The organism is Imperialibacter sp. EC-SDR9 (assembly GCF_902498805.1).
GTDB lineage: Bacteria > Bacteroidota > Bacteroidia > Cytophagales > Cyclobacteriaceae > Imperialibacter.
Genome location: NZ_LR701573.1, coordinates 17,646 through 44,185, shown reverse-complemented (window position 1 = coordinate 44,185; position 26,540 = coordinate 17,646). Strand labels below are relative to the sequence as shown.

Below are 26,540 nucleotides of genomic sequence, written 5' to 3'. Positions count from 1 at the left end.
AACTTACTGTGCCTCCATCAGTTCCCCTTCTATCACCGGTGCCTTCATAGTTGGCGCAAAGCTCCATTTGAAATCAAGCATGACATCTTCACCTTCAAAAGTGCAGGTGATTGTCTCGGTATGGGGGCTTTCAATATATCGCAGGGTTAACTCCAGCACATTCTCTTCTTTCCAGGAATAGGCTGCGGCCACTTTGAATGGTGGCAATCCATTCAACGCATTTTTCGCTCTCGCTACCAAATATGGGCCTGGTCTTTGTGTCTGTGAAAATTTCCACTCCCCCCAACCAATGGGTATGGCGTAGGTGGTGTCCTTGTATTTCATCACCACGTTACTGCCTGTCGCTCCAAACTGGAATTGAATACTTTCTATTTTCCTTCCATTTGAGTCCAGCTCAAAGACTTTTTCGGAAATAGCGCCCTCCAAGGTGGAGGCAAGGCTGGCAGCAGGAATCGTGAGCGCTAGTGAGGCAACCTTTCTTTCAAGCGATGCAACGGCCGCCGCATCAACGGGCAGCTCATCGTCGGACATCGCTGGCAGCAACTGATCCCAAACCATGTTTAAGATTCCCTGCATATCAGACGTCTCCGAGGTAATAGCAATGACTGCGTCCTGATCTGGCATCACGATGATGTATTGACCAAATGCACCGTCGCCCCGAAAGGCATTATTGCGGCACCGCCAAAACTGGTAGCAATAGCCCTGCAGCCAGTCACTCTTTGCTTTGGTTTCTGCCGACAGCTCCGGCGACTGCTGTATTTTGAAAGAAGTTGCTTCGGCTATCCACTCCTCTGAAAGGACTTGCTCCCCGTTCCACTTACCTTTTTGGAGCAAAAGTTGTCCAAATTTAGCCATGTCCTCGGTCTTCAGCCTTAGCCCCCAACCACCCGTGTTGTTGCCCGCCGGATCAGTCTCCCAATCAATCCCCTGTATATGCAAAGGATCGAACAGCCTTGGCTTCAAATAGTCGATGACTTTTTGCCCCGTTACTTTAGTAACAATAGCCGACAGCATATAAGTAGCCATCGAATTGTAGAGAAATTTAGTTCCAGGCTCGTTGATGATGGGCGTGTAAAGAAATGACTTTACCCAGAGGCTGTCGCCAGGTATGGTGGCCGACGGGTCTGGATCCTGCCCCACCGACATGGTGAGCAGGTCTTTGACAGTGAGGGCTGCCATGAAGTCGCTAACTGTATCAGTAACATATTCTGGGAAAAACGAAATAACCGAGTCATTGACAGTCAACAGCTTTTCCGTGACCGCAAAACCAATGGCGGTTGAGGTAAAGCTTTTGCTTGTAGAGTACATGGTGTGAGGCAGCTCTGGCCCATAAGGGCTCCACCAGCTCTCTGCGATCACTTTCCCATGGCGGAGAAACATGAAACTGTGGAATTCGTGCTTGCTGGTATCGGCCGATTCAAGAAAGGCCTGAATGCTGGATGAGGGCACACCCTCTGCTTCCGGAAAACCCCTTGGAAGGTCAATGATTTTTTCCTCTACAGGCTTTTCGCAGGCGGCAAGAAAAAGAAAAAACAGGTATGCCCCATAAAGGGCCTTCATATTGAACTGCTTGACCATAACGAAAGTAGTATAGAGTAAATTTAGCTAATAAAACTACTACTACTTCCTTTGATTAGCAATGGGATGATGCAAGGGCAGAACAGCAATTACTACACCTCCTCCATCAGCGTTCGAAAAGCTACGTGTTTATTTTTATACCTTTCCATATGAGCTTGTACAAGAGCTGGTGCGTAAGTTTCAAGATATTCGTTTACCTGTTTCACAGAGGCAGCAAAAAACTGCACACTGTATGTGGCACTTCCGTCCCCTTCGTCGTGCAATAGCTTGAATATTTTGCTCTCAACAAACATTCCGGTCGCCATTACTTTTGGCACATGGATGGACTTTATCCAATGCAGCCATTCGTCTTCAACTACTGATTCTATATTAACCGTTACGTTGTATAATACCATAAATTCAGCCCTTTGGTAGGGGTAGACTGTTAAACAAGTTGGCAAATTCTGTACTATTTTCAAACCAAACAAGCAGCGGCAAGTTTACCTTTCTAACTTTGAATAATGAGCAGTAAAAACAAGGCGGCACTGGTAATTGTGGTACTTCATGTGGTTGGCACTATCGGTATGCTGCTGCCTGAATGGGCGCCCTTAATGAGGCAGCTGACCCCGCTGAACCTTTTGATAGTGGCAGCGCTTGTGATCGTTTTTCAGCAAAACAAAACCCCTTCCTTCTACGCCTATGCATTGCTGTGTTTTCTAATCGCCTTTTTTAGTGAGGTAGTTGGCGTACAAACCGGCTGGCCATTCGGAAGTTACGAATATGGAGCCACATTAGGGCCCAAGCTCTTCGGCGTGCCTTTGCTTATCGGCACCAACTGGCTGATACTGGTAGTATGTACAGCTTCTCTTACACGCTCCATCAACAACAAGTGGCTCGCATCACTGGCTGGTGCATTGCTAATGGTGGGATTGGATATATTGCTGGAGCCGGTAGCTATCATGTCGGACTACTGGAGCTGGCAAGGGTCGGGCATTCCAATTCAGAACTATATTAGCTGGGGAGCACTTGCCTTTATTCTCCATATCGTACTCCACAATTTTGGTTTTGAAAACAAAAATGAGTTAGACAAATACGTTATTTTGTCTCAGGCATCTTTCTTTGCGCTCGTTGGCTACCTGGGCTAGCAAAGTTTTTCAAACATTTTAGTTGAGCATTAAGTTTGTCTCATCATAAACCGATTATAAGATCACATTTAAATTAGAGTGCGATAACGTTTAAGTAAGTGAGCAACTATTCAATCAAAGACCTCGAGCATTTATCTGGCATCAAAGCCCACACTATCCGGATTTGGGAGCAACGGTACAATTTTATCAAACCCAGCCGTTCCGAGACTAATATAAGGAGCTACGACGATCTCGATTTGAAGCTTATCCTCAATGTTTCGTTGTTGAAAGACAACGGATTCAAGATTTCTCACATTGCCGACATGAGTTCTCAGGAAATAGCCGAGGAAGTGCTATTGCTGACTGAGAAACACCTGCGTTTTCCAGAGCAAATTCATGCACTCACTTTGGCGATGATTGATATGGACGAAGACAGGTTCGAAAAGATCATGTCGTCTAACATTCTAAAGCTAGGGTTTGAAAAAACCATGCTTAATATCGTCTATCCTTTTCTCTCTAAAATCGGCGTCCTTTGGCAAACCGGAAGTATCAATCCCGCACAGGAGCATTTCATTTCGAACCTGATCCGTCAAAAGCTGATAGTTGCCATTGACGGGCAATATTCGTCGGACCCTTCAAATGCACCCAAATACCTCCTTTATCTTCCGGAAGGTGAGCTTCATGAGTTGAGCCTTCTTTTTGCCGACTATGTGATCAGGTCAAGGCACAATAAGAGCATTTACCTTGGGCAGTCGCTACCTCTTCAGGATCTGGTGTCTGTTTATAACCTGCACAAGCCCGAATTTATTCTTTCCATTCTCACATCGGTTCCTGGTATCGACCAGGTGCAAGGCTATGTCAATAAGCTTTCGGGGCTTTTCCCGGAGTCAACCATTCTCCTGTCAGGGTATCAGGTAATAGGACAGGATATCCAAACCCCCGACAATGTGATCATTTTTACACGCTCAGAGCAGATCACGAGTTTTGTTGAAGAACATAGCGCCGAAGCGTAGTATTCTCAAAGTCCACAGTCTTCTTTTTTTTGAAAAAAACAGGATACACGTGTATTGACAGGTAAAAAACCGCATGCCATGTTTCGGTTTGCGCACGGGGTTACTCTGTCTTTCCTAACTATTTTGTTTAACTATTTTAAAATTAAATTAAACAAAACATTGTAATCTGTTTAATAGTTTGTAGTTTTGATTAAACAAAATAACTGAACGATATGACGGCTTTAGAATTCAATTACACTCTCAAAGAAATGTCAGGATCATTGAAACCATTCGCACTGAAGCTAACCAGGGACATGGAAGATGCGAATGACCTCATTCAGGAAACAATGTTGAAGGCATTCAAAAACCGTGAAAAATTTGCCCCCGGCACCAATATCAAAGCATGGTTATACACAATTATGAAGAACACCTTTATTACCAACTACCAAAGAATGGTGAGAAGGAACACCTTTATAGACACTACTGATAACCTGCACTACATCAACTCATCAGGGAGCAGTGTGCAAAACGATGCCTATTCCAGCTTTACAATGGAGGACATTGAACAAGCGCTGAACAACGTAGATGATGTGTACAAGAGCCCGTTCATGATGTATTTCCGGGGATTCAAGTACCACGAGATTGCAGACAAGTTACAAATACCAATTGGAACTGTTAAAAACCGTATTCATATTGCCCGCAAGGAATTAAAAGCTAAATTGACTCCTTACGCTCACAGCTTCTAATTTATGCCAGCACTGGATATTTGCGTCATCGGCTCAGGTTTTGCGGGGCTATCAGCAGCCACTTGCCTGGCTGATCATGGTCACAATGTCACTTTACTAGAAAAAAATAAAACGATAGGAGGCAGAGCAAGGAAACTTGAGGCCGATGGCTTTGTGTTTGACATGGGCCCCTCATGGTATTGGATGCCTGATGTTTTTGAGCGGTATTTTGCGCTTTTCGGCAAGAAGCCCTCTGACTACTATCATTTGAAAAGGCTTGACCCATCTTACACTGTGGTGTTTGATAAGAATGACCACATGAAGATCCCTGCCAAAATGAGCGAACTGGAGGCTCTTTTTGAATCACTTGAAAAGGGTGCCGGAAAAAAATTGCAAGCGTTTCTTTCACAGGCTGAATACAAATACGAAGTTGGTATTAACGACCTTGTATACAAACCAAGCCGGTCACTACTCGAGTTTATTGACCCACGGCTCTTAAAAGGCCTGGTAAAGATGGATGTGTTTCAAAGCATGCACAGCCATGTCCGAAAATTCTTCACTAACGACAAACTCATCCGGCTGATGGAGTTCCCTGTGCTCTTTCTTGGTGCTATACCCGAAAACACACCGGCATTGTACAGCCTGATGAATTATGCCGACATGTCGCTGGGCACCTGGTACCCGGAGGGAGGCATGTATAAAGTGATTGACGCAATGGTCAGCCTGGCAGAGGAGAAGGGTGTGAAGATCCTGACTGACCATGAAGTGGAGAAAATAGTGGTAAAAAATGGGAAAGCTGAAAGTGTGCTTACCTCCAAAGGCGCCTTCAAGGCTGATGTGGTGGTGGCTGGTGCCGACTACCACCATGTAGACCAGCACCTGCTCGACTACGAATACAGAAATTATACCCCAAAATACTGGGAGAAAAGAACCATGGCTCCTTCCAGCCTTTTGTTCTATATCGGGCTGAACAAGAAACTAGAAAATATTACCCATCACATGCTGTTCTTCGACGAGGATTTTGGCCCTCATGCGAAAGAAATTTATGAAACGCCGGATTGGCCAAGCAATCCTTTATTCTACTTGTCTGCCACTTCTGTAACAGATGACACCGTGGCCCCAAAAGGTTGCGAAAACCTTATTCTACTCATCCCGGTAGCACCTGGGCTGAAAGATGATGAGGCAACGAGAGAAAAATATTATAACATCATCATGGACAGGCTGGAGATTTTAATCGGGCAGGAGGTGAAAAACCATGTGACTTTTAAACAAAGCTATGCGCACAACGATTTCATAAAGGATTACCATGCATTCAGAGGAAATGCCTATGGCCTTGCAAATACGCTGAAACAAACGGCTATTTTGAAACCATCCCTAAAAAATCGACATCTAAAAAATTTATATTATACCGGGCAACTGACAGTACCCGGTCCTGGCGTGCCTCCTACGCTTATTTCGGGCCAGGTGGTAGCCAACGAAATAAAAAAAGACTTTGTCAGATAATAGTAACACTATGAACCACATAGATCTTTTTGACAGCACCGCATTAAAAGTCAGCCAGCTGGTGACAGAGCGCTACAGTACGTCCTTTACTCTCGGGATTAAAACGCTGCACAAAAAATTTAGAGATCCTGTGTTTGCCATTTATGGGTTTGTCAGGTATGCCGACGAAATCGTGGATACGTTTCATGACCACAACAAAAAGATGCTGCTGGAAAGGTTTAGAAAAGACACCTACGATGCAATTGATGAAAAGCTAAGTTTCAATCCGATACTGCATTCATTTCAGTCAGTTGTCAATCAATACAAGATAGAGAGCGAACTCATCGACGCCTTTCTGCACAGCATGGAAATGGACATTCTTCAGAATGAATACAATGAAAGTGGCTATCAGGAGTATATCTACGGCTCGGCAGAGGTTGTTGGCCTCATGTGTCTTAGAGTGTTTTGTGAGGGGGATGACAAAGAATTCCAATCGTTGAAAGCACCTGCCCGAAGGCTGGGAGCGGCCTTCCAGAAGGTGAATTTTCTAAGAGACATCAAAAGCGATTTTAAGGACAGGGGGCGCACCTATTTTCCAGGTGTAGACTTCAATAATTTCTCACAAATCAGCAAGGCTCAGATTGAATCAGACATTCAGCAGGACTTCGACGCTGCCTACGAAGGCATCAAAAGGTTGCCCAAGGGGGCCCGGCTTGGTGTGTACCTGGCTTACGTGTACTATCTGACACTTTTCAGCAAAATTAAGAGGCTGCCGGTTACCAGAATTATGACTGAAAGGATCAGGATACCTGACTCGAAGAAGATCATTTTGCTGTTCCAAACTTACCTGAAACACAGTTTAAACGGCTTCTGATGTCACTCTATCTTTGGCTACATATTGCCACAGTCTCATTTCCCCTCGTCAGGTCATTCGAGCCAAGAATTGCCTATGCATCCAGATGGAGGGCGCTATTTCCAGGTATCTTGCTCACTGCTGCTTTTTTTATTATTTGGGATGTCATCTTCACAAAAGATGGCGTCTGGGGCTTCAACGCCGATTACCTCACCGGGCTGTTTTTATTTCATCTTCCCATTGAAGAATGGCTCTTCTTTTTCACCGTCCCATTCGCATCTGTGTTTATTTATGACTGTGTTGTTTATTTTGACAAAGGAAATAAGCTAAACATAAAGCTAAACTGGCTGGCGACTCTACTTGGAGCATTGCTAATCATTCTGGCTTTGGTGTCCTATGGAAAAGACTACACCTTCTACAATTTTCTGTTCGCCGGACTCCTGTTGGTTATACATGGCTTATGGTTAAAATCTGCTTACCTCGGGCATTTCTTTATAGCATACCTCATCCACCTTATCCCTTTTCTTCTGGTCAATGGTGTCCTTACTGGAGGGGTGACCGAGGAGCCTATCGTCTGGTACAACAATGCAGAAAATATCGGAGTAAGGATTTGGACGATACCTGTTGAAGACACGGTGTATGCGCTGCTGCTGTTGCTCATGAACATTACATATTACGAATTCTTTAAATCGAGACTTGGTCTCAAACATAATTGAAGTTAGACGGTTAAGTAAAGTATGTTGGACCTACGTGTAAATATCGATCCTCATTCTGGCTTCTGCTTTGGAGTGGTGTATGCCATAGAAATGGCGGAAGACATTCTGGAGGAGGAAGGTCGGCTGTTTTGCCTCGGCGATATTGTACACAACGACGAGGAAGTGAAACGGCTTGAAAAGAAAGGCCTCAAGATCATCAATCACGACGAGTTAGGTGACATCAGGGACGCCAAAGTGTTGATCAGGGCACATGGCGAGCCGCCATCGACCTATTCTTTGGCCGTTGACAACAACCTGGAGCTGATAGATGCGTCGTGCCCTGTGGTGCTCAAGCTTCAAAACAGGATCAAGAATTCTTTCGACAAAAAGGAAACGATCTACATCTATGGCAAGCCAGGCCACGCCGAAGTGGTGGGACTGCTTGGCCAAACTAACAATCAGGCAGTGGTTTTTCAGGACATCGCCGAATTAGACATCCCGTCGCTGCCAAGGGAACTGACACTATATAGTCAGACTACCAAAAGCACTGATAAGTTCTATGAAATCACCCGCTTGCTTACAGAAGCCGGCATAAGAGTGAATCCCAATGACACCATTTGCCGACAAGTGTCGAACAGAGATAAGGAACTGAGAGACTTTGCCCGGCACTTTGACAAGATTGTGTTTGTGTCAGGCACAAAGTCGTCGAACGGCAAAGTGCTTTATCAGGTGTGCAAAAACACCAACCCCGACACGCACTTTATCAGCAACGCTGCTGAGTTGGAGAAACAATGGTTTAAGCCCGGCGACACTGTCGGCATTTGCGGTGCCACCTCCACACCCATGTGGCTAATGGAGTCAGTAAGAGATGAATTGCTGACTTATTGATTATCTTTGGTAAGAATTTCTTCGAATGATCTGGCTGTTTTACACCTTTCTTGTCATAGGCACTTTCTTCTTTATGGAAGCTGTGGCCTGGTTTACTCATAAATACATCATGCATGGGATTTTATGGACGTGGCACAGATCGCACCACAAGCTGCACAACCACACACTAGAGCGAAATGATCTCTTTGCACTTGTCTTCAGTATCCCATCCATTGCCTGTATAGTCTTTGGATCCGAATTTCCCGAAATTCGCTGGCTGATGTTCGTGGGCTTTGGCATTCTGGCGTACGGCCTGTTTTACTTTATTTTCCATGATGTGATTGTGCATCGACGCATCAAGATCAAGTACAAAGCCAAAAGCAAATACATGAAGCGGATCATGCATGCCCACCACGTGCACCACGAAGTGCATACGAAAGAAGGAGCAAGAGCTTTTGGGTTTTTGTATGCGCCCAAGAAGTATGAAAAAGAAATAAAGTAACCCCAAGGCACCTATTTCTCCTTTTCGACTGTATTTTGCCTGCCAAATGAGGCAGATTGTTCCATTTCTACTTTTTGGGCTTTTGTTCACTCACTGCAAGACCAGAAGCTATTACATTTTCTCACCTCCACCCACAAGCACTAACGCATCACTCTACGCTTCCGCATCAAACCATATAGGCTACCAGAATGCAGCGGTCGATTCTCTCATGCCCAACGCCACTACACCCGGAAACTTTAACAGCGGACAAGATAGTGTCAATCTTTACTCACATGATGAAAGACCAGGCAGCCAAAAAAAGGCTCGCACCGCTTCTAAAAAACCTCCCTCTGTTAGACCCCCACACAAAAAACAACCAAAAAATGATGCTAGTAACAACTCCGCCACTGTACCTGATGAGGGCGACCAGAAACCCAATGCGCTTGCACACGTGAGCTTTTTTTCTGCTATTGGGCTCATACTTTTATACGTGTTTTTATCATTTTCATCGCCCATCGGCGCCATATTGGCTCTCTCACTTCCCGTTATTGCCATAGCAACTGGCATAATCGCCCTTCCCCAGATCAAAAAATATCACGAGATGGGTAAACATTTAGCCATTTTTGGAATATGTATTGGGGCGCTGGCGTTTATTCTAGCTATTTTAGCCTTGATATACGTTAATCAATCTCGCCCAAATTGATTACTATGGTATTTGAGCACACTGGCAATAGGAAGAGGTAAATTTCAAAAATCGAGTTGCGTGCTGCGTTAAATGTGACGGACTATTTATTATTTTGGCTGCAAAATAAATATGCTCAATGAGGCAAGTAGTAGCTGGTTTGCTTTTCTTAGTGATTTTGATCCAATGTAAAGCCCCTAAACCGTATCAATTTCACTTGCCCTTTTCAAAAAAGTCCGAAAAAATCCATTCAAATAAATTTGTGCCAGGTGCAGAGGAAGAAGATCCTTTTTTTGATACGCTGACGTATTTCGAAAAAGAGCAAGAAAAAGAAGCGCTATACTCTCCCGAGTTCAAAGCCAAAAATTTAAATCTGGGTCTTGCGGGAAGTCCCTCTGATTCATCCATTGTACCGATCGACCCGGAAATCCTCAAAAGGGACACCTCCCAACTATCTCCCAGAAATAGCACCATTCAAAAAACCAGCAGTTTGGCGCAAATCAGTTTCTTCTCAGCATTGGCCACTATTGCACTCTTTCTTTTACCTCTTTCGTACCCCGCTCTTGGCTCCTTTTTGTTCTTAGCAGCAGCTGCCTCCGCCCTAACCACCGGGCTGATCGCTATTCAACGCATAAGAAAAAAGAATCAGGGTGGTTACGGCATGGCCGTGTTTGGTGCAAGCATCGGCGGCCTCGTGCTATCGATCCTCGCCATACTCATCTTCTATGGCTATGTCATCAATCAGTAATCGGCCACGCCAGAAGATCACCTTCTACCATTCAATTCAGCATAGTTTACTCATCCCTCAGCGCTAGCACCGGATTCTCTTTCGCCGCCCTTAAAACAATGAGCCCAACGCTGATCATGGCTAACAACAAAACGAGCCCGCCTGCAATCACGAATATTGTTGGATCCAAAGCTATGTGATAGGCAAAGCCCTGCAAAAATTCGCTCATCAGGTAATATGAAGCTGGGGTAGAGATGGTGAAGGCAACCAAAACCAAAAGCAAATAGCCTTTCATCAGCGACACAGACAATTCGGACAAAGATGCCCCCATCACCTTCCTTATGCCTATCTCCTTGCGCTTGCGACGAATAAGAAACGACGCCACACTGAACAAGCCCAGCGAAGCAATGACGATGGCGAGAATAGAAAAGAAGGCTGCTGAGATGCCGATCCTTTCCTGCTCTCTGTACATGCCGGCAAACTCCTGATCGAGAAAAAAGTAATCGAAACTACTCAGCGACTCCAGCCCATTCCACTCCTTTTCCACCCGAGCCAGCACTGAGGATGTTTTGCCAGGCTGGAACCGGACCACGATCAGGCTGCCATACATATTATCCAAAAAGTGAATGAGAGGCTGAACTTCACCCGCCAGGGATTGATAGTGGAAGTCTTCCGTTACGCCAATCACTTTGTAGAGTGTGCATCCGTTTTGTCCACCCTCGCAGAGTGTTTTGTCCTCAATATTCTGCCAACCAAATGCCTGCATAGCCTTTCTGTTGATAATGACTGCAGCGGTGTCACCGGCACGGGTTGTATCGAAGTTGCGGCCTTCGACGAAGCTGACGCCCAGGGCAGGAAAATAGTCAGCACCAACATACGACTGTCGCAAGCTGTGAACTATCGTTGGATCAGCTTTATCGCTAAAACGATTGTAGTTTTGCCAGTAACGGCCGGGTACATTTTGGGCCCTGGTCACCACCTCTACACCAGGTTCGGTCGCAAGCGCTTCTTGCATCACTTTAACACGCTGCATGGCTTTTTCAATATCGGGAAAGTCTTGCTCCGACAGGGGCACTACCAACACCTGACTATCGTCGAAGTTCAGGTTCTGGTTTTTCATAAAGGTGATCTGCTTCCAAATCACCACCGTGCCTACGATCATTAAGATGGAAGCAGCGAACTGAAATGTCAGGAGCCATTTCCTGAAAACAGGATTGGTGCCTTTGTTGCTACTCTTTCCCTTGAGCCCATCTGTCGCTTTGATGGAGGTGATCAGCAGAGCTGGAAAAAGCCCACTTGCCATACCAAGAAGCATGGAAAAAAAGAGCGTTGCGCCAACCATGACTGCCCAGCCGCCCGACGTATAGGTAAAGGCAATAGAGAATATTTCTTCCATGTAAGGAATGGCAAAAAACAGCATCAACCAGGCTGCCAGGGTAGCCAGAAAGTTCACTATGAAAGCTTCTGCCAAAAACTGAGAAACAAGCTGCCTTTTGGAAGAGCCAAGCACCTTCCGTATCGTTACTTCCTTGATTCTCACAAGCGCTTGTGCAGAGGCCAGGTTCACGTAGTTCACCGATGCAATGGCAAGAATGATGATTGCAACTATGCCCAGCAGGTTGATGACCATATCGTTGTTGGCCTCCACTGCCCTGGAGCTTTTTAGTGGGAGCAAATGAATGCTGGTAGCATTGCCAGCTGGCAAAAAATTGTCGGCAACGATCTGATCAAGCTTATCGGCAAGCTGCTGTGGAGTCGCATACTCGTCCAACATCACATATGCGGTCATAAAGGTGTTGTACCAGTTGGCCAGCTCGGGGTCGGCGAGGTAGTCGGGAATATTGCTCCAACCCGACAGGATGCTGAACTGGATGGTCGAATGAGTTGGGATGTCTTGCAATACGGCGCCCACTATCCATGTTTTGTCGCCAAGTACTTCTTTCACCTGTTTTCCCACCGCACTGTCATCGCCGAAGAGCTCCCTGGCCTTTTTTTCTGCAATGACCATCTGGCCTTTGGTCGCCAGCGTTTGCTTCAGGTCACCCTCCAGCACTGCGAAGCCAAACATATCGGCAAAATCTTCGTCCACAAACTTGATTGTCTCCTGAATTCGCCCATGCTCAGCTTCGAGCCACGGACTGTCCCACCCTGCAAACCGGGTTGCGGCCACCACCTCGGGCAGGTCGGCCTTGAGTTTAGGGGCCAGGGGCGTTTTGGTGAGGTAATCAGGCTCCCCGCCGTTTTCCATCTCACCGATTTTGTAAATGCGGGCACTGTTGGGATGGAAACCATCGAACGATTTTTCGTAGCTGACAACAAGGAATAGCAGAATGGCAGAGGCAATTCCGAGCGAAAGGCCCAGAAGGTTGATCAGCGTGTAGCCCTTTTGCCGACGCAGATTGCGGTAGCTTACCTTGAAATGATCCTGAAACATAAAAAATGGATTTACTGATGAGGGAATAAATGACTTTAAAAGTTTCGGTCGGATGAGTCGGGTGATCTCCCAAATAAAGAGCCACCTGAGTTTCGAAGGAGAATTCTCCTGTGCCTTTTGCTCATAGATTTCCAACAAATCCCCTTCAATCTCTTCTAGAAAATCTGCTTTACAGATTGCCCTGAAAAATCGCATCGGAAGGCGAGGTGGAACAAATTGAGGCGATCTCATGGGCTACATATATTTTAAAACCATCGATGGTATGTCAGACCACAGCTGGGCACGGATGTCTTTGATCTCCTGTAAAGCTCTTTGGGCAGAGGCCGTAATTTTGTAATACTTCTTCCGCTTGCCTCCACGCACGTTGGAGGTTTCGCCCCATGCTGAGTCGAGATAGCCTTTCTCTTCCAGCCTCTTTAGCGCTGTTTGCAGCGCACCTACGCTGGTGCCATAACCCAGCCTGCTCTCCAGCTCGTTTTTTATTGACACACCATAAGCGTCATTATGCAATACAGCAATAGTCAGCAGCACAATTTCCTCAAATTCCCCCAGCTGTGTTTTCTTCATGATTTATATTTTTCCGAAATGTAGAGGTTATCATATTAAATTCCTAATTGAAGAGGTTATAAGACTTCTTTTGCTGATTGTCAGCCACCTTACAGCATGCGAGGCCTCTGCTCTGTACCTTTACATCATGAAAAAGTGGGCAATTGCTATAGGCGTTGTGCTAGCAGTGGGACTTACAGCTTTTCTAAGCTCGAAGCCTTTCGTTGAAAAAGACACCCCATTGTTCACCTCCGGCAGTGGAGGTTTTGCCGTCATTGAGCTGTTCACCTCGCAAGGCTGCTCGAGTTGTCCGGCTGCGGATCAGCTTCTTAACTCAATTATCGAGGAAGCCTCCGCTAAGGGCGAGCCCGTCTTCGGTTTGTCTTTTCACGTAAGTTACTGGGACTACCTTGGCTGGAAAGACCCGTACGCCAGCTCCACGTACAACGTTCGACAAGGCAACTATGTCAACAGACTAAAGGCTGGCAATGCCTACACCCCCCAAATGGTGGTCAATGGAAAAGCTGAATTTGTGGGCTCCTCCCGGAAGGAAGCGGATAGCGCCATCAAAAATGCTTTGGCCAAACCGGCCAGTTATTCGCTAAAAGTCTCTGTTGTTGACAACGGCGAAGAGCTCCTGGTGAAATATGTCCTGGACAAAGCACCTAACCAGACATTGATCAATTTCGCCCTGGTGAAAAAGGAGGCAGAAAACCATGTGCCGAGGGGAGAGAACAAAGGACGAACGCTGACCCACAAAAATGTAGTTGTGGGGTTTCATGCAGTAGCAGCACAGACGGCTGGAGAAGTTTCACTTTACCTGCCAAAAGAATTTGAGACCGAAGACAGTTCCGTAATTATTTACCTCCAAAATAAAAATGACCTGGCCATCATCGCTGCTTGCCAGGTCATCCTGTAATTTTTTGTGAGGGTCAGGCACCCTTCAGTTCTTTAGATTTATCAAGCACTGTGTTCCAAACCCTGAACACGTTCTGGTAACAAATCTTGGCAATATCCTCTTCAGTGTAGCCCCGCTTCAAAAGTTCGTAAATCAGGTTAGGAAACTCAGAAACGTCTTTAAGGCCAGTTGGCAGCGAGTCACCCACGCCGTCGTAGTCGGAGCCCAAACCGACGTGGTCAATACCAGCTATCTCCACCACATGGTCAATGTGGTCAGCTACCACACCTACCGTAGCGAACAGATTGATGGCTGAGTCAACCACATATTGCTTCATATAGGCCTGCGCAGTAGAGTCTCTGTAGCTCAATCCGTTTTCAGCCAACCAGTTGGTCATGTGCTCCCGCACCTTTTCGCTTTGTTCCCTCACTTCACCGGAAAGGAAGCTCGACCCGAAGTTGATTTGGATCACACCCCCATTCTCGCCCAACATCTTGATCATTTCATCCGACATATTGCGCTCAAAACCTGGTGTGAAATATCGGCATGATGAGTGAGATGCGATAGCAGGCACGTCAGTCAGTGCCATCACATCATAAAATGTGCTGTCGGACACATGCGATATGTCCACCATGATGCCCTGCTTGTTCATTTCTTTCACAACCTCCTCGCCAAATGGGCTCAGGCCGTTCCAGGTGTAAGTGGTGTCGTAGCTGGAGTCGCAAATCTGGTTGTCTTTGCCGTGTGTGAGCGTGATATAGTTGATCCCTCTTTCAGCGAAGTACGCCACGTTGGCCAGGTCCTCCATTAAGGGAGCACCGTTTTCCATTCCCATGGGCAGCGATATCAAACCAGCTTTAAAATTCTCTTCAATTGCTGCTGGCGTCTTGGCCAACGCAAACTTGTCGGGATAGGTAGTTGTCAGCTTCTCCACCATACCTATGAGCGAATCGGCCAAGTCTTTGGCTTCCTGTGTCACACCGTAGCTCGACGGAATATAAATCGACATCATTGGCGCATCCAGGCCACCCTCCTTTGCCCGCACATAATCGAAGTTGCCCTCCGGCGTGCGAACTGACACGTCCATAATTTCCTTTTTCAGGATGAAGCCTGCTACCTTCATTCGATAGGGCAAATCAACGTGGCCATCAGTCAGTATGTATTTATGAGCAAGCGTGTCTGCGTAAGCCCTCAGCTCGTCGTCCGACATGGCCGAAACATCCTTCTTTTCTTCCTTTGGAGTACTGCAGGCCGCTAATACAGCAATTAAAAGGCAGTAGACTAGTTTTTTCATTGTTTTGGGTTTAGTTACGCCATGAAATTAAGTGCAAATGACAAAGAAACCAATAGTTTGTTGTAGAGAACGAAGTAAAACAGCACTTAATTCGCTGTTTCATCTAACAAAATGAGAAAATGATTAATAATAGTATAATATTTAAACCGAAGTGAATGCGGTACTTCGAATTAATTAACTTGCCTGAAAGTGGAGCCTTACGTCAAAATCTGTAGTTGGGCCATGAAGCTGAAAAAATCAAAAACAGCCTAAAATTGAATTGTGTGCGCACACAATATGGATAATTCAAATTTATTGCCGATATTTACAGCCAATCAGCTGGCGCTTCGCAACGGACAGGACAGAGAGGAGGTTTGGATTGCCTACAAGGGGTTCATTTACGATGTGAGCCTTTCCAGGCTTTGGCGAACCGGACTACACTACGAACACTGGGCGGGGCAGGATCTTACCGGTGAATTACCCGATGCGCCACACACTGATTCAGTTTTTGATAAATTCAAATGCATTGGGCGCTTGTCCGGGCATGAAAACACCCAAACACAATGATTCTAATTGCAGACAGTGGGGCAACAAAAATAGAATGGCGTTTGATAACGGAAGATGGCCAAATCAAGCAAGCCAGCTCTGAGGGTTACAATCCCTACGTTCAGGAAGATGAAGACCTTCGTAAGGGCGTGCAAGAACACGTGCTTCAAGTGGTGGGAGCACACAAAATAACGGAGTTGGCCTTTTATGGTGCTGGCTGTGGAAGTGCAGAAAAAAACAAAAAAGTAGCTGAAGTCCTCAGACCTTTTTTCCCTGAAGCATCTATTGAAGTAAACAACGATCTATTGGCTGCCGCACGGGCACTTTGTGGTAATGAGCCAGGCATTGCCTGCATCTTGGGCACGGGCTCTAATTCGTGTTTTTACGATGGTGAGAAAATCGCTGCTCAAGTACCCTCACTCGGCTATGTGCTGGGCGATGAGGGCAGCGGCGCCAACATGGGAAAAAAGTTACTCATCGCAGCTGTAAGAAACAGACTACCTTCTTCATTGCAGGAGGCTTTCAACAAAAGATTTGCATTGACAGAAGAAGACCTGTTGGAAAACGTATATAAAAAGAAGTACCCCTCCCGGTTCCTGGCCAGCTTCATGAAGTTTCTTATGCATCATATCAAGGAACCCTATGTGTACAAGCTGATCTACGATTCTTTCACAGAATTCTTCACTGAGATCATCATGTCGTACAAAGACCACGATAAACTTCCCGTGCACTTTACTGGTTCAGTAGCATTTTACTATGGCAATATTCTCCGCCAGGTAGCAAGCGATCAGGGTATCACAGTCAAAAACATCATTGAGGGCCCAATAGCAGGCCTCACGCTGTATCATCAGGAAAAAACCTTTGGAACGAGCAAAGTATGAGCACCACCGAAAGCAGTTCATATTATAATCACCTGGAACAAATGTCTGTTCTGGAGCTGTTGACCAACATCAACAAGGAAGACCAAACAGTTCCTTTGGCTGTTCAGAAAGCATTGCCACAAATTGAGGCCCTGATCTCTCAGATTGTGCCCCGGATGAAAGATGGTGGCAGACTGTTTTACATTGGTGCTGGCACCAGCGGCAGGCTGGCGATTGTGGACGCCTCCGAATGCCCGCCAACCTATGGCGTTTCGCCTAATATCGTAGTGGGTATTATGGCCGGCGGCGACAAAGCCATCAGAAAATCGGTCGAGCATGCCGAAGACGACCCGAACCAGGCATGGAAAGATCTTGGGACATACAAGCCAACATCAAAAGACACACTTATAGGAGTTGCGGCATCCGGAAGAACACCTTATGTCATTGGCGGAGTGTCTGAAGCCAGAAAAAAAGGACTGCTCACAGGTTGCATCACCTGCAACTCAGGCACTAAGCTGGCAGAGGCTGTAGAATACCCGATCGAAGCGGTAGTAGGGCCAGAATTTGTAACAGGCAGCACCCGCATGAAGTCGGGCACAGCGCAAAAGCTGGTGCTCAACATGATCAGCACTACGGTGATGATACAGCTGGGCCACGTGAAAGGCAATAAAATGGTGGACATGCAGCTGAGCAATGAGAAGCTGGTGCAACGGGGCGTGCGCATGGTGATGGATGAGCTGAAAATCGAAGAACCGCTGGCTGCGGAGCTCCTGCAGAAATATGGCTCAGTGCGAGGTGCTGTAGACAATTATCCAACGCATGCATGAGCTAGAGCCCTTTTACCGGTGGCTTACTTACTACGACCCTTCCACGGATCCCAACTCCCCTTTTGAAGGGAAAGAATACAACTACGACGTTTACTCCGAAACTGTATACGGCTACTACCTGGCCCCTGGCTGGGACTATATAGGATCCGAAACGCTGTACATGAAAATCCTCTACGCCGAGTACGACGAAGGCTATGTAGTCTTCGAGTTCATTGGCGAATGGAACGATGCTCTCCACAACGACATTATGCATCTCAAAAGAAATATCGTTGAGCACTTTGAGCGGTACGACATCAACAAATTCATCCTCATAGGTGAGAATGTGCTCAACTTCCATGGTTCCGACGACTCCTACTACGAAGAGTGGTTTGAGGAAGTAGAGGATGGCTGGATTGCCATGGTTGGCTTTCGGGATTTTGTGCTCGATGAAATGAAGAACTTCAATATCGATTCTTATGTGAATTTCGGCGGCACGCTACAGATCGACAACTGGAGAACGTTGACGCCGAAAATCTTCTATCAATTAGTGGAGCAGCAGATTCAGAGGAGGCTTGGGGGGTGAATATTAACTAAATTTTCTCTCTAATCGATGGGTTTAAGTCCTCAAGTTTCAACTTACCAGTATTAATAGCATCTTCGATAAGCTGTTTTAAGGCGGTTCGTGTGAACCTTTTGAACTTATCCATTTGTATCCTCTCCACAATATGATCCTTAATTGTGCCTAATTTCATGAAAGTCAGTTCCTCTAAATCTCTGTGACTATGAACCAGCTCCTCCAATGGTGTCTTGCCTGGTGTTGCTACAATTTTAATATTGTAGTTGCTTAAATGCTTCTCTTCCAGAATAACAACATCAATAGTTTCCAAATGCTGTAAATTAGATGCAATTGCGAGAACGGCCTTTTCGAGGTCATCTTCAGTATCTATTTGCCAGACAGACAGAGTATTTCTGGTTGTTTTAAGGCAATTAGTTATCGCATCTGCTGACACATCTGATTGATAATCAACATCTTCTGCAGGCCACTTAGCTCTATTAATTTTTCTAATTAACAGAGACATACTCTTTTTCTAAGTCCTTTATTACTTGGCTCAAATAATCCTTAAGCCATTTGACTTCAACCTCGATGTTCTTTAGAACCTGAAGGCTGGTTTGACTATTCCAGTTTTCAAACGCTCTTATACCAAGCTCCTTAATTTCATCATTTTTATGCATCAATGCCGCTAAGGCCATAGTCTGGCCCTGGGGAAATATTATTTCTTCACTAAATCTTCCAAGTATTCTTAACAATCCGATCAAGATTTTTTCATTCTGGAAATTCTCTATGAATATTTCATTAAGCCAATTTTTTGTGACAAGTGCATTAATTTCAAATTGTTTTTTGATAATTGATTCACTTTTTGATTTGTAACCAAATTCGAACTCTTCCTCCTCAAGGCACTTTGAAAGATCTTTTGTAAATTTCGACTTCAGAACTTCCTGCCTTTCTAGATTGATTTTATTTTCAGAGGAACTTGAAACGTCAATTGCGTATTCATCTCCAAAAAAAAGGGCTAATGCGACTGAGCTATCTTCATAGGTCTTTTTCCGATCTAGAAGTAGTTTCCTCCTATTTGGAGTTGCGTCATCTGAATTCGTCTCGGCATCAATGTCAACGTTAAAATCCCTAAACCCAATTTTTTTGACATTGAGGACATCTTCGATATCTATCGCTTTAGATACACCTGTCTCTATTGATTTAGTCTCTATCATAACTATTCATTTAGAACAAATACTCCAACTCATCTCTTAAGCTCTGCTCCCACTTTACAACTTCATCATAGAATGCTTCTATATCTGGCTGCTCAAATCGAAAATCCGTATTATCCTGAAATGTGTTAATGTCCAGTTTTATCTGCAGGCGTTCAATATTCCGTATCGAGGACTCAATATTTAAACTGCCTTTAATTCTGTTGATCTCAGTGATCACATTATGAACCTCAATACGACTATTGAACTCTCGATTTATTCTAGAAACCATTCTTGAGCCCCATTCTGTTCGATCATTATTTTTGTATGTCGGCATTGGCTTAAACAGGTTGTTAAAAATCACCGTGAATTCGTGCTGACTTAATTTATTCACTATATGAGTTGTAACAAACGCAAGTCGATTTGCATTCCTTGGGTATTTAGTAAAAATAATGCCCGCAATCTTTTTTACCTCATCTCGAAACTCTTCGATACTTCCAATCTCAGTAACACCCAAATTTGGATTCGATTTAATGATGTCAATTCTATTTGAACTAAACCCAACACTCCATATTCCTTTCGAATCATTTAAATTGAACCTTTCCAAAATTCCTGCCGGGCCAATCTCTTGAAAAGTCGCGGGTATTAACTCTTTATCGGCAAAGGCTCCAATAAAGTATGTAAGCACATCGGGCTTGGGTGTTATTTCGGAGACGTTAACAAAAATAGACGCCTGATATGTAAGATTAAATCGCTCCATAGAAAAATAAATTTAGCACAAAATCCACTTAAAAAAACAGTGGTAAATAAAAATTGATGTGAGAACCCCTCATCCATTCTTTATTCCGATCAAATTTCATTTATAAAATTTGAAATGTCGCTTATAAAGTAATCAATACTCGATAAACTTTAGAGCTTTCAATCAATTACAAACAATGACTTTCGTCTTTCGAAATATTGTCATTTTGCTAGTTCACTCTCTCCACCCTCGCCACCTCGGAAATCAAGTACTTTCTACCTGTCTTCATTTCCAGGCAAATAGAGCGGGTGCGTTTCTTCCCTTCTTTTTTGAAATGACGGGACTCCAGCAAAAACTCTTCTCCAATGACAAGCTCTGCCAGCAATATGCCGCTTTTGTGCACATCGTATTTGGAAAGGGCCATCATCAGGGCGGGGTCGGAGCAGGAAGCGGCTTTGGGGTTGGCCAGGTGGCGGCGCAGTTTCAGTCCCAGCTCATCAGGAAATGCTCCCGCTTCCACCATAGGAAACAGCACTTCCTTAAAAGTGTTTTTCCATTCGGTGCCATGAGGGGCTATTCGTCGGCCATACTTTTCAAAAGCCTGCAGGTGAGCTACCTCGTGCAGGTAGGTTACTGTAAATGCGTAGGGATTGAGGTCTTGATTGACCGTAATAATGGGCTTCTTGCCTTTGTTGAACCGGAAGTCACCCAGCTTGGTGGAGCGGCCTTTAACCACCTTCAGTGTAAAGCCATGCTTCACCCAAAGGTCAAAGCAATATCGGGAAGCCTTTGGCGGCAGGTATTTTTCGAAAACTGCAAACTGTGATTGCAAGCGGGCTTAAGGTAAGTCTTCTACGTCTCTTTCAATGGTGATTTTCACATCCTTTAAATCACGATGGATGTTGCGAAGCTCTTTCCTGATTTGCTCTCTTATTTTTCGCACATCTCTGTCTGACACGTCTACTTTAATCACGATATCGTCGAGCCCATCCTCCAGATCGATCCTGATCTCCTCCACATCATCCATGGCATCGTCGAGCGATTTCTCCACGTCGTTGAGGGCTTCGTTGATGATATCCTCAATTTCGTCGGTGCTGGCTTCTACAGTTATACTGAACCGATTATCGTCACGTCGGTCGCTGCACGAGCTGATCGTGAAAGCGACGAAAAGTATTGCTAACAACTTCTTCATAGAATAAAAATACCCTATTTCTGTCTGAAAAACAACGTGATGGGTGAGCCGGTAAAGCCAAAGTGGCCACGCAGCTTATTAATCAAATACCGCTGATAGGATTCTTTGATGTACTGCGGGTTGCTACAGAAAAAGGCAAAAGAGGGCGTCTTTGTCGGAAGCTGCGTGATGTATTTGATGTTGATAATTTTGCTTTTGACAGACGGAGGAGGAAATTTTTCTATCTCCTTTAACATAATATCGTTCAGCTTGGAGGTTGGAACCTTTTTTATTCGGTTCTCGTGGATTTCCATGGCCAGCTCAATCGCCTGAAAAATTCTCTTCTTGGTTACTACAGACGTGAATATGATGGGCACATACGCCATGTCACCAAGCTTTTCTATCATGGCTTTGGTAAACTTGTCGGCGGTTTTCTCGTCCTTCTCCACCAGATCCCACTTGTTCACCATGATCATGATGCCCTTTTTGTACTTGTGGGCCAGGTTGATAATGCTCATGTCCTGCGCTTCCAGACCAAGTGTTGCATCGATCATGACAATACTCACGTCGCTGTCCTGAAGGGCCTGAATGGATCGCAACACAGAGAAGAATTCAATGTCTTCCTTCACCTTGGCTTTCTTGCGAATACCAGCGGTATCTGTCAGAATAAAATCCTTGTTAAAAAGGGTATACCGTGTGTCGATAGCGTCACGGGTGGTGCCCGCCACGTTGGTTACGATGGTGCGATCCTTGCCAACCAACATATTGAGGAACGAAGATTTGCCTACATTGGGCCTTCCCAGAATGGCGATGCGAGGAATGTCCTTGCCTGGATCTTCGTCGCCATCTTCCTCAAAATGCTTTACCACTTCATCCAGCAACTCGCCGGTGCCTGAACCGCTATTGGAAGAAATCGGGAACATGTGTTCTCCCAGTCCCAGCTCGTAAAACTCATTCGCAGCAAAAATTCGTTCAGTGTTATCGGCTTTGTTAGCCACCAGCAGCACGGGCTTGTTCACACTTCTCACTACGTTGGCAAAGTCTCTGTCCCATGGTGTAACGCCCTCACCGCAGTCAACCATGAACAGGATAACCGATGCTTCTTCGAGCGCTTCCACTACCTGTTCCCGGATGGCTGATTCGAAAATGTCGTCGGAGCCAACAACATACCCGCCGGTATCAATCACCGTAAAATATTTACCAATCCACTCGGCGTAGCCATAGTGGCGATCCCTGGTCACGCCGGGTTCGTTGTCCATAATGGCCTTCTTCTTCTCAATCAGTCTGTTGAAGAAAGTGGATTTGCCCACATTGGGCCTGCCTACAATTGCTACGATATTTGCCACTGGAAAGTAAAAGATTAGTAATAATGAATGAGGAAATCAGCCACGACGGCTCCGCTGAAAACAAATATTATTGGTAAAATTCGTCATAATAATTCAAAAAAGCTCCTCCGGCTTTTTCACTTCTATAACAACGCATAACAAAAAGGCCTCAGCGTGCGCTGAGGCCTTGTTAGTAGCGGGGACAGGACTCGAACCTGTGGCCTTCGGGTTATGAGCCCGACGAGCTACCAACTGCTCCACCCCGCGATATGTTTGTTAAAGGGCTACAAATGTAAGGCAGCTTTTAAGCAAAAACAAGTACCTTTATAGAATAATTCAAAAGAATGTCAAAAAAATCTACTGAACCGCCATCAAAAGAGTTCCGCTCGGGATTTGTGTCCATCATCGGCAAACCCAACGTGGGCAAATCTACCCTGATGAACGCCCTCATTGGCGAGCGCCTCTCCATCATCACTGCCAAAGCCCAAACTACCCGCCACCGCATTTTTGGCATTCTGACAGGTAAAGATTTTCAGATAGTGTACTCCGACACACCCGGGGTAATGAAGCCTCAGTATGAATTGCAGGAGGCAATGATGCGTTTTGTGTACCAGTCGCTGGAAGATGCCGATATGATCCTTTTTGTTGTCGAGCTTGGCGACAAAATGGATGGAGACAACGTAGAAATTCTGGAGCTGCTGAGGAAGAGTGGTGTACCGGCCCTTTTTGTGATCAACAAAATCGACAAGTCCAAAGGTAGCCAGCTGGAGGACAAAGTAACCTACTTCAAAGAGTTTTCGGGTGATATCCCTATTCTCTGCATCTCCGCCCTCGACAAGACCAACCTGGAGCCACTGTTCGACCAGATATTAGAAAAACTGCCTGTCCACCCACCGTATTTCCCTGACGATGAAATGACAGACCGCACCGAGCGGTTTTTTGCCTCGGAAATCATCCGAGAGAAAATATTCCTGAACTACAAAAAGGAAGTGCCCTATAGCTGCGAAGTAATTATTGCTTCATTTAAGGAGGAAGAAAAAATTATCCGTGTAATGGCCGAGATTTTTGTTGAGCGAGCTACGCAAAGGGCGATCATTATTGGTCATGGGGGGTTGGCACTGAAAAAAGTTGGTATAGAGGCTAGGAAGGACATGGAAGCATTCTTCGGCAAGCAGGTTCACCTCGAAACCTATGTGAGGGTTGAAAAAGACTGGCGGCAAAATAAGCTCAAATTGAAAAGGTTTGGCTATGTGGATTGAATCCCGGCCAAAAAACGACTTCTACCGCATGCTTTTGAGCTATGGAAAGTCAGTCATAATTCACCAAAAATAGATTCCCAAAAATCTTTCTCTCCTACCAACAAACAGAAAAAGATTGCCCTTATCCAACATAATAAAACTATCAGCTTTTCCATTTTATAAATTATTCCTATTTTAAGCACTTGCTCAAACAGGAATAACCAATGCTATCCAGAAAAAATAGCCTCATATCGGGTATTATAATATTTACATATTTTTTTCCACAAACGTTCTACGGGCAGGAAGTTAACATAGGGAACGCCTTGAGCTCCGACAATGCGCTTTTGAATATTGGGTCAGACAAGGGCATTTTACTTCCCCGGCTTACTTCCGGACAGCGGGCTGCAATACCCAGCCCCGCCAATGGATTGATTGTATTTGACATCGAACAACACTGCTATTACTACTATAACGGCCGCAGCGGCTGGGAGGCAATGAAGCCGGTTCCAGCGGGAACAATTACGATGTGGTACTCAACCAACATCTCTGCTTCCTTTAACCTTGGCACTGGTTTGGGAACGGGGCACATGGCTGGCTGGGCCCTTTGCGATGGACAAAATGGAAGACCGAACCTGAAAGAGAAGTTCGTGGTTGGCTACTCAGGGTCAGGAGACTATGCGGCCATTAAAGCACCAGGGGGACAAGCATCAGTAGCACTTGGGGTAGATAACTTGCCAAGCCACACTCACACCATTACTGACCCAGGTCACAACCATACCGTCACACTGCCTGCAAACACAAGTCATACGCACACTATCAGCTACAGCTCCAGTAGCTTTGGAGCAACTTTCGGTCGGGCCGACGATCATCTCTCCACCATCGCCTATAGAGACGGTGGTACTACTGTTGACTATGACGTCACTACTGGCAACGGCTCCTTCACCGCATCAATGGATCCCGCTAGTTCAAACATTTCATTGCAAAACAATGGGTCGGGTGCTGCGTTCGACAATCGCCCACCTTTCTATGTTCTTGTTTACATCATGAAATTATAGTTATGAAGTTTCCAGCTAAGATTGTTTTACTTTTTGCAATTACAGTGCCATTTACGCAATACGCCTTTGGCCGACAAGGCGCAGCCATAGGGACTACCAACCCAAAGCCGTCGGCGGCTTTTCAAGTCGGGGAAAGGGTATCCAGTATTAATAAAGGAGTGCTCATTCCACGGGTTGACTTAAGCAGTGACCCCAAACCAATCCCTACGCCCACTGATGGCCTGCTGGTATATAACAAGTCCTCTGGGTTTCTTGCATACTCGAATGCAGGAATCTGGACTGACATTGCTCCGGTACCTTCGGGCACCGTTATCATGTGGGGAGGAGATGTCTCAAGCTTGCCGGATGGCTGGGTGCTCTGCGACGGAAACACCTATAATCTGCAGGGGGCTGTAACATCAGGTGGCATCCCAACGCCCAACCTAAGGAGCCAATTTGTAGCTGGCTATTCTAACGCCGGAGACTATGCCACACTGAATCCCGTCACAGCAGGTGGGGCCTTTCATGCACTCACGGTAGCTGAAATGCCTTCGCATTCGCACAGCATTTCATCGGATCATAGGCACACTGTAGGTTTTTCCGCCAGTTCTCACGACCATGATTTCTCCGTCAGCGATGCCGAAAAGAGCACGGGCGTTATCGCAGGCGCAAGCACTGCACCTGTTGCCGGGTTTCACTATCTCCCGGTAGACAACCCCAAGTCAACCTCGAGGGTGGGAACCACGGTAAACGTTAGCAGTTCAGCGACGGGAATTTCCGTGGGGGACACCGGCTCAAGTCAGGCCATCGACAATAGACCGCCGTATTATGTATTAGCCTTTATAATGAAGCTATGAAAGAGACAACTAAGCCATATTGTTGGTTAATGATTATTGCCTTCCTTATGATAAGTTTTTGTACCAAAGCACAAAATCCAGATTTCCTTTTCATAGGCACGGGGGCGACGCCGACAGGTATCGATGATGCAGTCGTAGTCATTGACGTCCAGGAAAAAAACAAAGGTGTGCTATTGCCCAACTACGCTGCCGGAAACAACGACGGCACCAACCATAGAAGCCACCCGTTAGCGGCCGAAGCAGGAATGATGTACTACGACTCTATCGGAAATAACATAAGTGTATACAATAGCACCAATGGTGTTTGGAATTCATTGGGTTTTCTTCCTGTCAAAAGCATCGTGATGTGGAGTGGCAACCCAAACGCACTTCCATCTGGCTGGTATCTCTGCGATGGTCAACATGGCACGCCAGATTTAAGGGGCAAGTTTATTGTGGGCCTGAACCCAGGTGGTTCAGACTATCCCTCCAAGGGCCCGGGTGGCGGGTTTGACCATATAACGATTAACGAGGCCATGCTGCCTAACCATTCGCATGGGGTAAACGACCCTGGTCATACCCATGCAGCTGCGTTATCTCATGACCATCCCTATTCTGTCACAGAATACCGCTCTATTATCCCGAACACTAGCAAAAGCATGGTGGGGCCGGGCGGCTCACCGAGTACTACTAACACAGTCACGACAAGTTCTTCCTCATTTACCGGCACATTTTCTGTCTCCTCAATCGGTGTTGGAGCATCTGCTGGCGCTACTGGGGGAGGTCAGCAATACGACAACCGGCCACCTTACCTTGTGCTAGCCTTTATTATGCGTGTAAACTAGCATAAACCGGCGGTCGAAAAAGAAGCTGCATTTAACTCAGCAGCCGAACAAACATTTT

Annotated in this window: 30 protein-coding genes, 1 tRNA gene and 1 pseudogene; 19 read left to right on the top strand and 13 right to left on the bottom strand. The window is 45.7% G+C overall.

What is annotated here, in order from left to right; all coding sequences use genetic code 11:
• Positions 1-3 precede the first annotated feature (3 nt).
• Both GC130_RS00250 and GC130_RS00245 read right to left on the bottom strand, forming a co-directional pair.
• Positions 4-1,578 (bottom strand): serine hydrolase, encoded by a 1,575-nt coding sequence (locus GC130_RS00250; protein WP_151996241.1) that lies wholly within the window; start codon positions 1,576-1,578, stop codon positions 4-6.
• A 92-nt stretch (positions 1,579-1,670) separates the two neighbouring features.
• Entirely contained in the window at positions 1,671-1,973 is a 303-nt protein-coding gene (locus GC130_RS00245; protein WP_151996240.1) for a DUF4286 family protein, read from the bottom strand.
• A 105-nt stretch (positions 1,974-2,078) separates the two neighbouring features.
• On the opposite strand from GC130_RS00245, the gene GC130_RS00240 reads away from it, so the two are divergent.
• From GC130_RS00240 to GC130_RS00195, 10 genes are all read left to right on the top strand, one after another.
• On the top strand, positions 2,079-2,702 hold the full coding sequence (locus GC130_RS00240; RefSeq protein ID WP_151996239.1) for a carotenoid biosynthesis protein: 624 nt from the start codon (positions 2,079-2,081) through the stop codon (positions 2,700-2,702).
• Positions 2,703-2,800: 98 nt separating this feature from the next.
• Positions 2,801-3,694 (top strand): MerR family transcriptional regulator, encoded by an 894-nt coding sequence (locus GC130_RS00235; protein ID WP_151996238.1) that lies wholly within the window; start codon positions 2,801-2,803, stop codon positions 3,692-3,694.
• Positions 3,695-3,906: 212 nt separating this feature from the next.
• Positions 3,907-4,419 (top strand): RNA polymerase sigma factor, encoded by a 513-nt coding sequence (locus GC130_RS00230; protein ID WP_151996237.1) that lies wholly within the window; start codon positions 3,907-3,909, stop codon positions 4,417-4,419.
• 3 nt (positions 4,420-4,422) lie between these two features.
• Complete coding sequence (locus GC130_RS00225) at positions 4,423-5,901, top strand: NAD(P)/FAD-dependent oxidoreductase (RefSeq protein ID WP_151996236.1); 1,479 nt, start codon at positions 4,423-4,425, stop codon at positions 5,899-5,901.
• A gap of 10 nt (positions 5,902-5,911) precedes the next feature.
• Complete coding sequence (locus GC130_RS00220) at positions 5,912-6,754, top strand: phytoene/squalene synthase family protein (RefSeq protein WP_151996235.1); 843 nt, start codon at positions 5,912-5,914, stop codon at positions 6,752-6,754.
• The gene (locus tag GC130_RS00215; RefSeq protein ID WP_151996234.1) at positions 6,754-7,449 is read left to right on the top strand and encodes a lycopene cyclase domain-containing protein; all 696 of its coding nucleotides are present in this window, start codon (positions 6,754-6,756) and stop codon (positions 7,447-7,449) included. Before GC130_RS00220 ends, GC130_RS00215 begins: the two co-directional genes overlap by 1 nt.
• Before the next feature lie 21 nt (positions 7,450-7,470).
• Positions 7,471-8,316: a 4-hydroxy-3-methylbut-2-enyl diphosphate reductase gene (locus GC130_RS00210; protein WP_193217718.1), complete on the top strand. Its 846-nt coding sequence runs from the start codon at positions 7,471-7,473 to the stop codon at positions 8,314-8,316.
• Positions 8,317-8,341: 25 nt separating this feature from the next.
• Positions 8,342-8,797: a beta-carotene hydroxylase gene (locus tag GC130_RS00205; RefSeq protein WP_226940346.1), complete on the top strand. Its 456-nt coding sequence runs from the start codon at positions 8,342-8,344 to the stop codon at positions 8,795-8,797.
• Positions 8,798-8,843: 46 nt separating this feature from the next.
• Complete coding sequence (locus GC130_RS00200) at positions 8,844-9,479, top strand: DUF4190 domain-containing protein (protein WP_151996233.1); 636 nt, start codon at positions 8,844-8,846, stop codon at positions 9,477-9,479.
• A 196-nt stretch (positions 9,480-9,675) separates the two neighbouring features.
• Complete coding sequence (locus tag GC130_RS00195; RefSeq protein WP_151996232.1) at positions 9,676-10,206, top strand: DUF4190 domain-containing protein; 531 nt, start codon at positions 9,676-9,678, stop codon at positions 10,204-10,206.
• Positions 10,207-10,252: 46 nt separating this feature from the next.
• Here GC130_RS00195 and GC130_RS00190 read toward each other — a convergent pair whose 3' ends face one another.
• The 3 genes and pseudogenes from GC130_RS00190 to GC130_RS00185 form a co-directional block, all read right to left on the bottom strand.
• Positions 10,253-12,619, bottom strand: a complete 2,367-nt coding sequence (locus GC130_RS00190; RefSeq protein ID WP_201568620.1) for an ABC transporter permease — start codon at positions 12,617-12,619, stop codon at positions 10,253-10,255.
• Between the two features lie 45 nt (positions 12,620-12,664).
• Positions 12,665-12,850 (bottom strand): annotated as a pseudogene (locus GC130_RS29185) (permease prefix domain 2-containing transporter); the annotation flags it as partial.
• Between the two features lie 3 nt (positions 12,851-12,853).
• Complete coding sequence (locus GC130_RS00185) at positions 12,854-13,186, bottom strand: PadR family transcriptional regulator (RefSeq protein WP_151996230.1); 333 nt, start codon at positions 13,184-13,186, stop codon at positions 12,854-12,856.
• 127 nt (positions 13,187-13,313) lie between these two features.
• On the opposite strand from GC130_RS00185, the gene GC130_RS00180 reads away from it, so the two are divergent.
• Positions 13,314-14,084: a thioredoxin family protein gene (locus GC130_RS00180; RefSeq protein ID WP_193217717.1), complete on the top strand. Its 771-nt coding sequence runs from the start codon at positions 13,314-13,316 to the stop codon at positions 14,082-14,084.
• A gap of 13 nt (positions 14,085-14,097) precedes the next feature.
• Here GC130_RS00180 and GC130_RS00175 read toward each other — a convergent pair whose 3' ends face one another.
• Complete coding sequence (locus GC130_RS00175; RefSeq protein ID WP_151996228.1) at positions 14,098-15,357, bottom strand: dipeptidase; 1,260 nt, start codon at positions 15,355-15,357, stop codon at positions 14,098-14,100.
• A 276-nt stretch (positions 15,358-15,633) separates the two neighbouring features.
• Here GC130_RS00175 and GC130_RS00170 point away from each other — a divergent pair, with 276 nt between their 5' ends.
• From GC130_RS00170 to GC130_RS00155, 4 genes are read left to right on the top strand one after another with little or no spacing between them, the layout of a single operon-like run.
• A complete protein-coding gene (locus GC130_RS00170; protein ID WP_151996227.1) occupies positions 15,634-15,903 on the top strand; it encodes a cytochrome b5 domain-containing protein in 270 nt (89 codons plus the stop codon).
• A complete protein-coding gene (locus GC130_RS00165; RefSeq protein WP_151996226.1) occupies positions 15,900-16,763 on the top strand; it encodes a BadF/BadG/BcrA/BcrD ATPase family protein in 864 nt (287 codons plus the stop codon). Before GC130_RS00170 ends, GC130_RS00165 begins: the two co-directional genes overlap by 4 nt.
• Positions 16,760-17,569 (top strand): N-acetylmuramic acid 6-phosphate etherase, encoded by an 810-nt coding sequence (gene murQ, locus GC130_RS00160; protein ID WP_151996225.1) that lies wholly within the window; start codon positions 16,760-16,762, stop codon positions 17,567-17,569. Before GC130_RS00165 ends, murQ begins: the two co-directional genes overlap by 4 nt.
• Positions 17,562-18,131: a hypothetical protein gene (locus GC130_RS00155; RefSeq protein WP_151996224.1), complete on the top strand. Its 570-nt coding sequence runs from the start codon at positions 17,562-17,564 to the stop codon at positions 18,129-18,131. Before murQ ends, GC130_RS00155 begins: the two co-directional genes overlap by 8 nt.
• Positions 18,132-18,138: 7 nt before the next feature.
• On the opposite strand, the gene GC130_RS00150 is transcribed toward GC130_RS00155, so the two are convergent.
• From GC130_RS00150 to GC130_RS00120, 7 genes are all read right to left on the bottom strand, one after another.
• Entirely contained in the window at positions 18,139-18,627 is a 489-nt protein-coding gene (locus GC130_RS00150; protein WP_151996223.1) for a hypothetical protein, read from the bottom strand.
• On the bottom strand, positions 18,611-19,318 hold the full coding sequence (locus tag GC130_RS00145) for a hypothetical protein (RefSeq protein ID WP_151996222.1): 708 nt from the start codon (positions 19,316-19,318) through the stop codon (positions 18,611-18,613). Before GC130_RS00145 ends, GC130_RS00150 begins: the two co-directional genes overlap by 17 nt.
• Positions 19,319-19,328: 10 nt before the next feature.
• A complete protein-coding gene (locus GC130_RS00140) occupies positions 19,329-20,054 on the bottom strand; it encodes a hypothetical protein (RefSeq protein WP_151996221.1) in 726 nt (241 codons plus the stop codon).
• A gap of 208 nt (positions 20,055-20,262) precedes the next feature.
• Positions 20,263-20,865: a transcription elongation protein SprT gene (locus GC130_RS00135; protein WP_151996220.1), complete on the bottom strand. Its 603-nt coding sequence runs from the start codon at positions 20,863-20,865 to the stop codon at positions 20,263-20,265.
• Positions 20,866-20,871: 6 nt separating this feature from the next.
• A complete protein-coding gene (locus tag GC130_RS00130; RefSeq protein WP_151996219.1) occupies positions 20,872-21,225 on the bottom strand; it encodes a hypothetical protein in 354 nt (117 codons plus the stop codon).
• A 14-nt stretch (positions 21,226-21,239) separates the two neighbouring features.
• Complete coding sequence (gene der, locus GC130_RS00125; protein WP_151996218.1) at positions 21,240-22,550, bottom strand: ribosome biogenesis GTPase Der; 1,311 nt, start codon at positions 22,548-22,550, stop codon at positions 21,240-21,242.
• A 173-nt stretch (positions 22,551-22,723) separates the two neighbouring features.
• Positions 22,724-22,796 (bottom strand) — tRNA-Met (locus GC130_RS00120).
• Between the two features lie 77 nt (positions 22,797-22,873).
• Here GC130_RS00120 and era point away from each other — a divergent pair.
• The 4 genes from era (at position 22,874) to GC130_RS00100 (ending at position 26,482) form a co-directional block, all read left to right on the top strand.
• Positions 22,874-23,788: a GTPase Era gene (gene era / locus GC130_RS00115; protein WP_151996217.1), complete on the top strand. Its 915-nt coding sequence runs from the start codon at positions 22,874-22,876 to the stop codon at positions 23,786-23,788.
• 203 nt (positions 23,789-23,991) lie between these two features.
• On the top strand, positions 23,992-24,822 hold the full coding sequence (locus GC130_RS00110; RefSeq protein ID WP_151996216.1) for a hypothetical protein: 831 nt from the start codon (positions 23,992-23,994) through the stop codon (positions 24,820-24,822).
• A gap of 2 nt (positions 24,823-24,824) precedes the next feature.
• On the top strand, positions 24,825-25,658 hold the full coding sequence (locus GC130_RS00105) for a tail fiber protein (RefSeq protein ID WP_151996215.1): 834 nt from the start codon (positions 24,825-24,827) through the stop codon (positions 25,656-25,658).
• A 47-nt stretch (positions 25,659-25,705) separates the two neighbouring features.
• Positions 25,706-26,482, top strand: coding sequence for a phage tail protein (locus GC130_RS00100; protein ID WP_151996214.1), 777 nt, complete (start codon positions 25,706-25,708; stop codon positions 26,480-26,482).
• The last annotated feature ends 58 nt before the right edge of the window (positions 26,483-26,540 follow it).

Excerpts from the sequence above, each read along its gene's own strand:
- GC130_RS00220 (WP_151996235.1), top strand. The coding sequence starts at position 5,912 with ATGAACCACATAGATCTTTTTGACAGCACCGCATTAAAAGTCAGCCAG.
- GC130_RS00230 (WP_151996237.1), top strand. The coding sequence starts at position 3,907 with ATGACGGCTTTAGAATTCAATTACACTCTCAAAGAAATGTCAGGATCA.
- GC130_RS00100 (WP_151996214.1), top strand. The coding sequence starts at position 25,706 with ATGATAAGTTTTTGTACCAAAGCACAAAATCCAGATTTCCTTTTCATA.
- GC130_RS00170 (WP_151996227.1), top strand. The coding sequence starts at position 15,634 with ATGGATAATTCAAATTTATTGCCGATATTTACAGCCAATCAGCTGGCG.
- GC130_RS00205 (WP_226940346.1), top strand. The coding sequence starts at position 8,342 with ATGATCTGGCTGTTTTACACCTTTCTTGTCATAGGCACTTTCTTCTTT.
- GC130_RS00165 (WP_151996226.1), top strand. The coding sequence starts at position 15,900 with ATGATTCTAATTGCAGACAGTGGGGCAACAAAAATAGAATGGCGTTTG.
- GC130_RS00185 (WP_151996230.1), bottom strand. The coding sequence starts at position 13,186 with ATGAAGAAAACACAGCTGGGGGAATTTGAGGAAATTGTGCTGCTGACT.
- GC130_RS00105 (WP_151996215.1), top strand. The coding sequence starts at position 24,825 with ATGAAGTTTCCAGCTAAGATTGTTTTACTTTTTGCAATTACAGTGCCA.
- GC130_RS00240 (WP_151996239.1), top strand. The coding sequence starts at position 2,079 with ATGAGCAGTAAAAACAAGGCGGCACTGGTAATTGTGGTACTTCATGTG.
- era (WP_151996217.1), top strand. The coding sequence starts at position 22,874 with ATGTCAAAAAAATCTACTGAACCGCCATCAAAAGAGTTCCGCTCGGGA.
- GC130_RS00245 (WP_151996240.1), bottom strand. The coding sequence starts at position 1,973 with ATGGTATTATACAACGTAACGGTTAATATAGAATCAGTAGTTGAAGAC.
- GC130_RS00180 (WP_193217717.1), top strand. The coding sequence starts at position 13,314 with ATGAAAAAGTGGGCAATTGCTATAGGCGTTGTGCTAGCAGTGGGACTT.
- GC130_RS00210 (WP_193217718.1), top strand. The coding sequence starts at position 7,471 with ATGTTGGACCTACGTGTAAATATCGATCCTCATTCTGGCTTCTGCTTT.
- GC130_RS00225 (WP_151996236.1), top strand. The coding sequence starts at position 4,423 with ATGCCAGCACTGGATATTTGCGTCATCGGCTCAGGTTTTGCGGGGCTA.
- GC130_RS00140 (WP_151996221.1), bottom strand. The coding sequence starts at position 20,054 with ATGGAGCGATTTAATCTTACATATCAGGCGTCTATTTTTGTTAACGTC.
- GC130_RS00150 (WP_151996223.1), bottom strand. The coding sequence starts at position 18,627 with ATGTCTCTGTTAATTAGAAAAATTAATAGAGCTAAGTGGCCTGCAGAA.
- murQ (WP_151996225.1), top strand. The coding sequence starts at position 16,760 with ATGAGCACCACCGAAAGCAGTTCATATTATAATCACCTGGAACAAATG.
- GC130_RS00190 (WP_201568620.1), bottom strand. The coding sequence starts at position 12,619 with ATGTTTCAGGATCATTTCAAGGTAAGCTACCGCAATCTGCGTCGGCAA.
- GC130_RS00175 (WP_151996228.1), bottom strand. The coding sequence starts at position 15,357 with ATGAAAAAACTAGTCTACTGCCTTTTAATTGCTGTATTAGCGGCCTGC.
- GC130_RS00155 (WP_151996224.1), top strand. The coding sequence starts at position 17,562 with ATGCATGAGCTAGAGCCCTTTTACCGGTGGCTTACTTACTACGACCCT.
- GC130_RS00130 (WP_151996219.1), bottom strand. The coding sequence starts at position 21,225 with ATGAAGAAGTTGTTAGCAATACTTTTCGTCGCTTTCACGATCAGCTCG.
- GC130_RS00250 (WP_151996241.1), bottom strand. The coding sequence starts at position 1,578 with ATGGTCAAGCAGTTCAATATGAAGGCCCTTTATGGGGCATACCTGTTT.
- GC130_RS00200 (WP_151996233.1), top strand. The coding sequence starts at position 8,844 with ATGAGGCAGATTGTTCCATTTCTACTTTTTGGGCTTTTGTTCACTCAC.
- GC130_RS00215 (WP_151996234.1), top strand. The coding sequence starts at position 6,754 with ATGTCACTCTATCTTTGGCTACATATTGCCACAGTCTCATTTCCCCTC.
- GC130_RS00110 (WP_151996216.1), top strand. The coding sequence starts at position 23,992 with ATGCTATCCAGAAAAAATAGCCTCATATCGGGTATTATAATATTTACA.
- GC130_RS00145 (WP_151996222.1), bottom strand. The coding sequence starts at position 19,318 with ATGATAGAGACTAAATCAATAGAGACAGGTGTATCTAAAGCGATAGAT.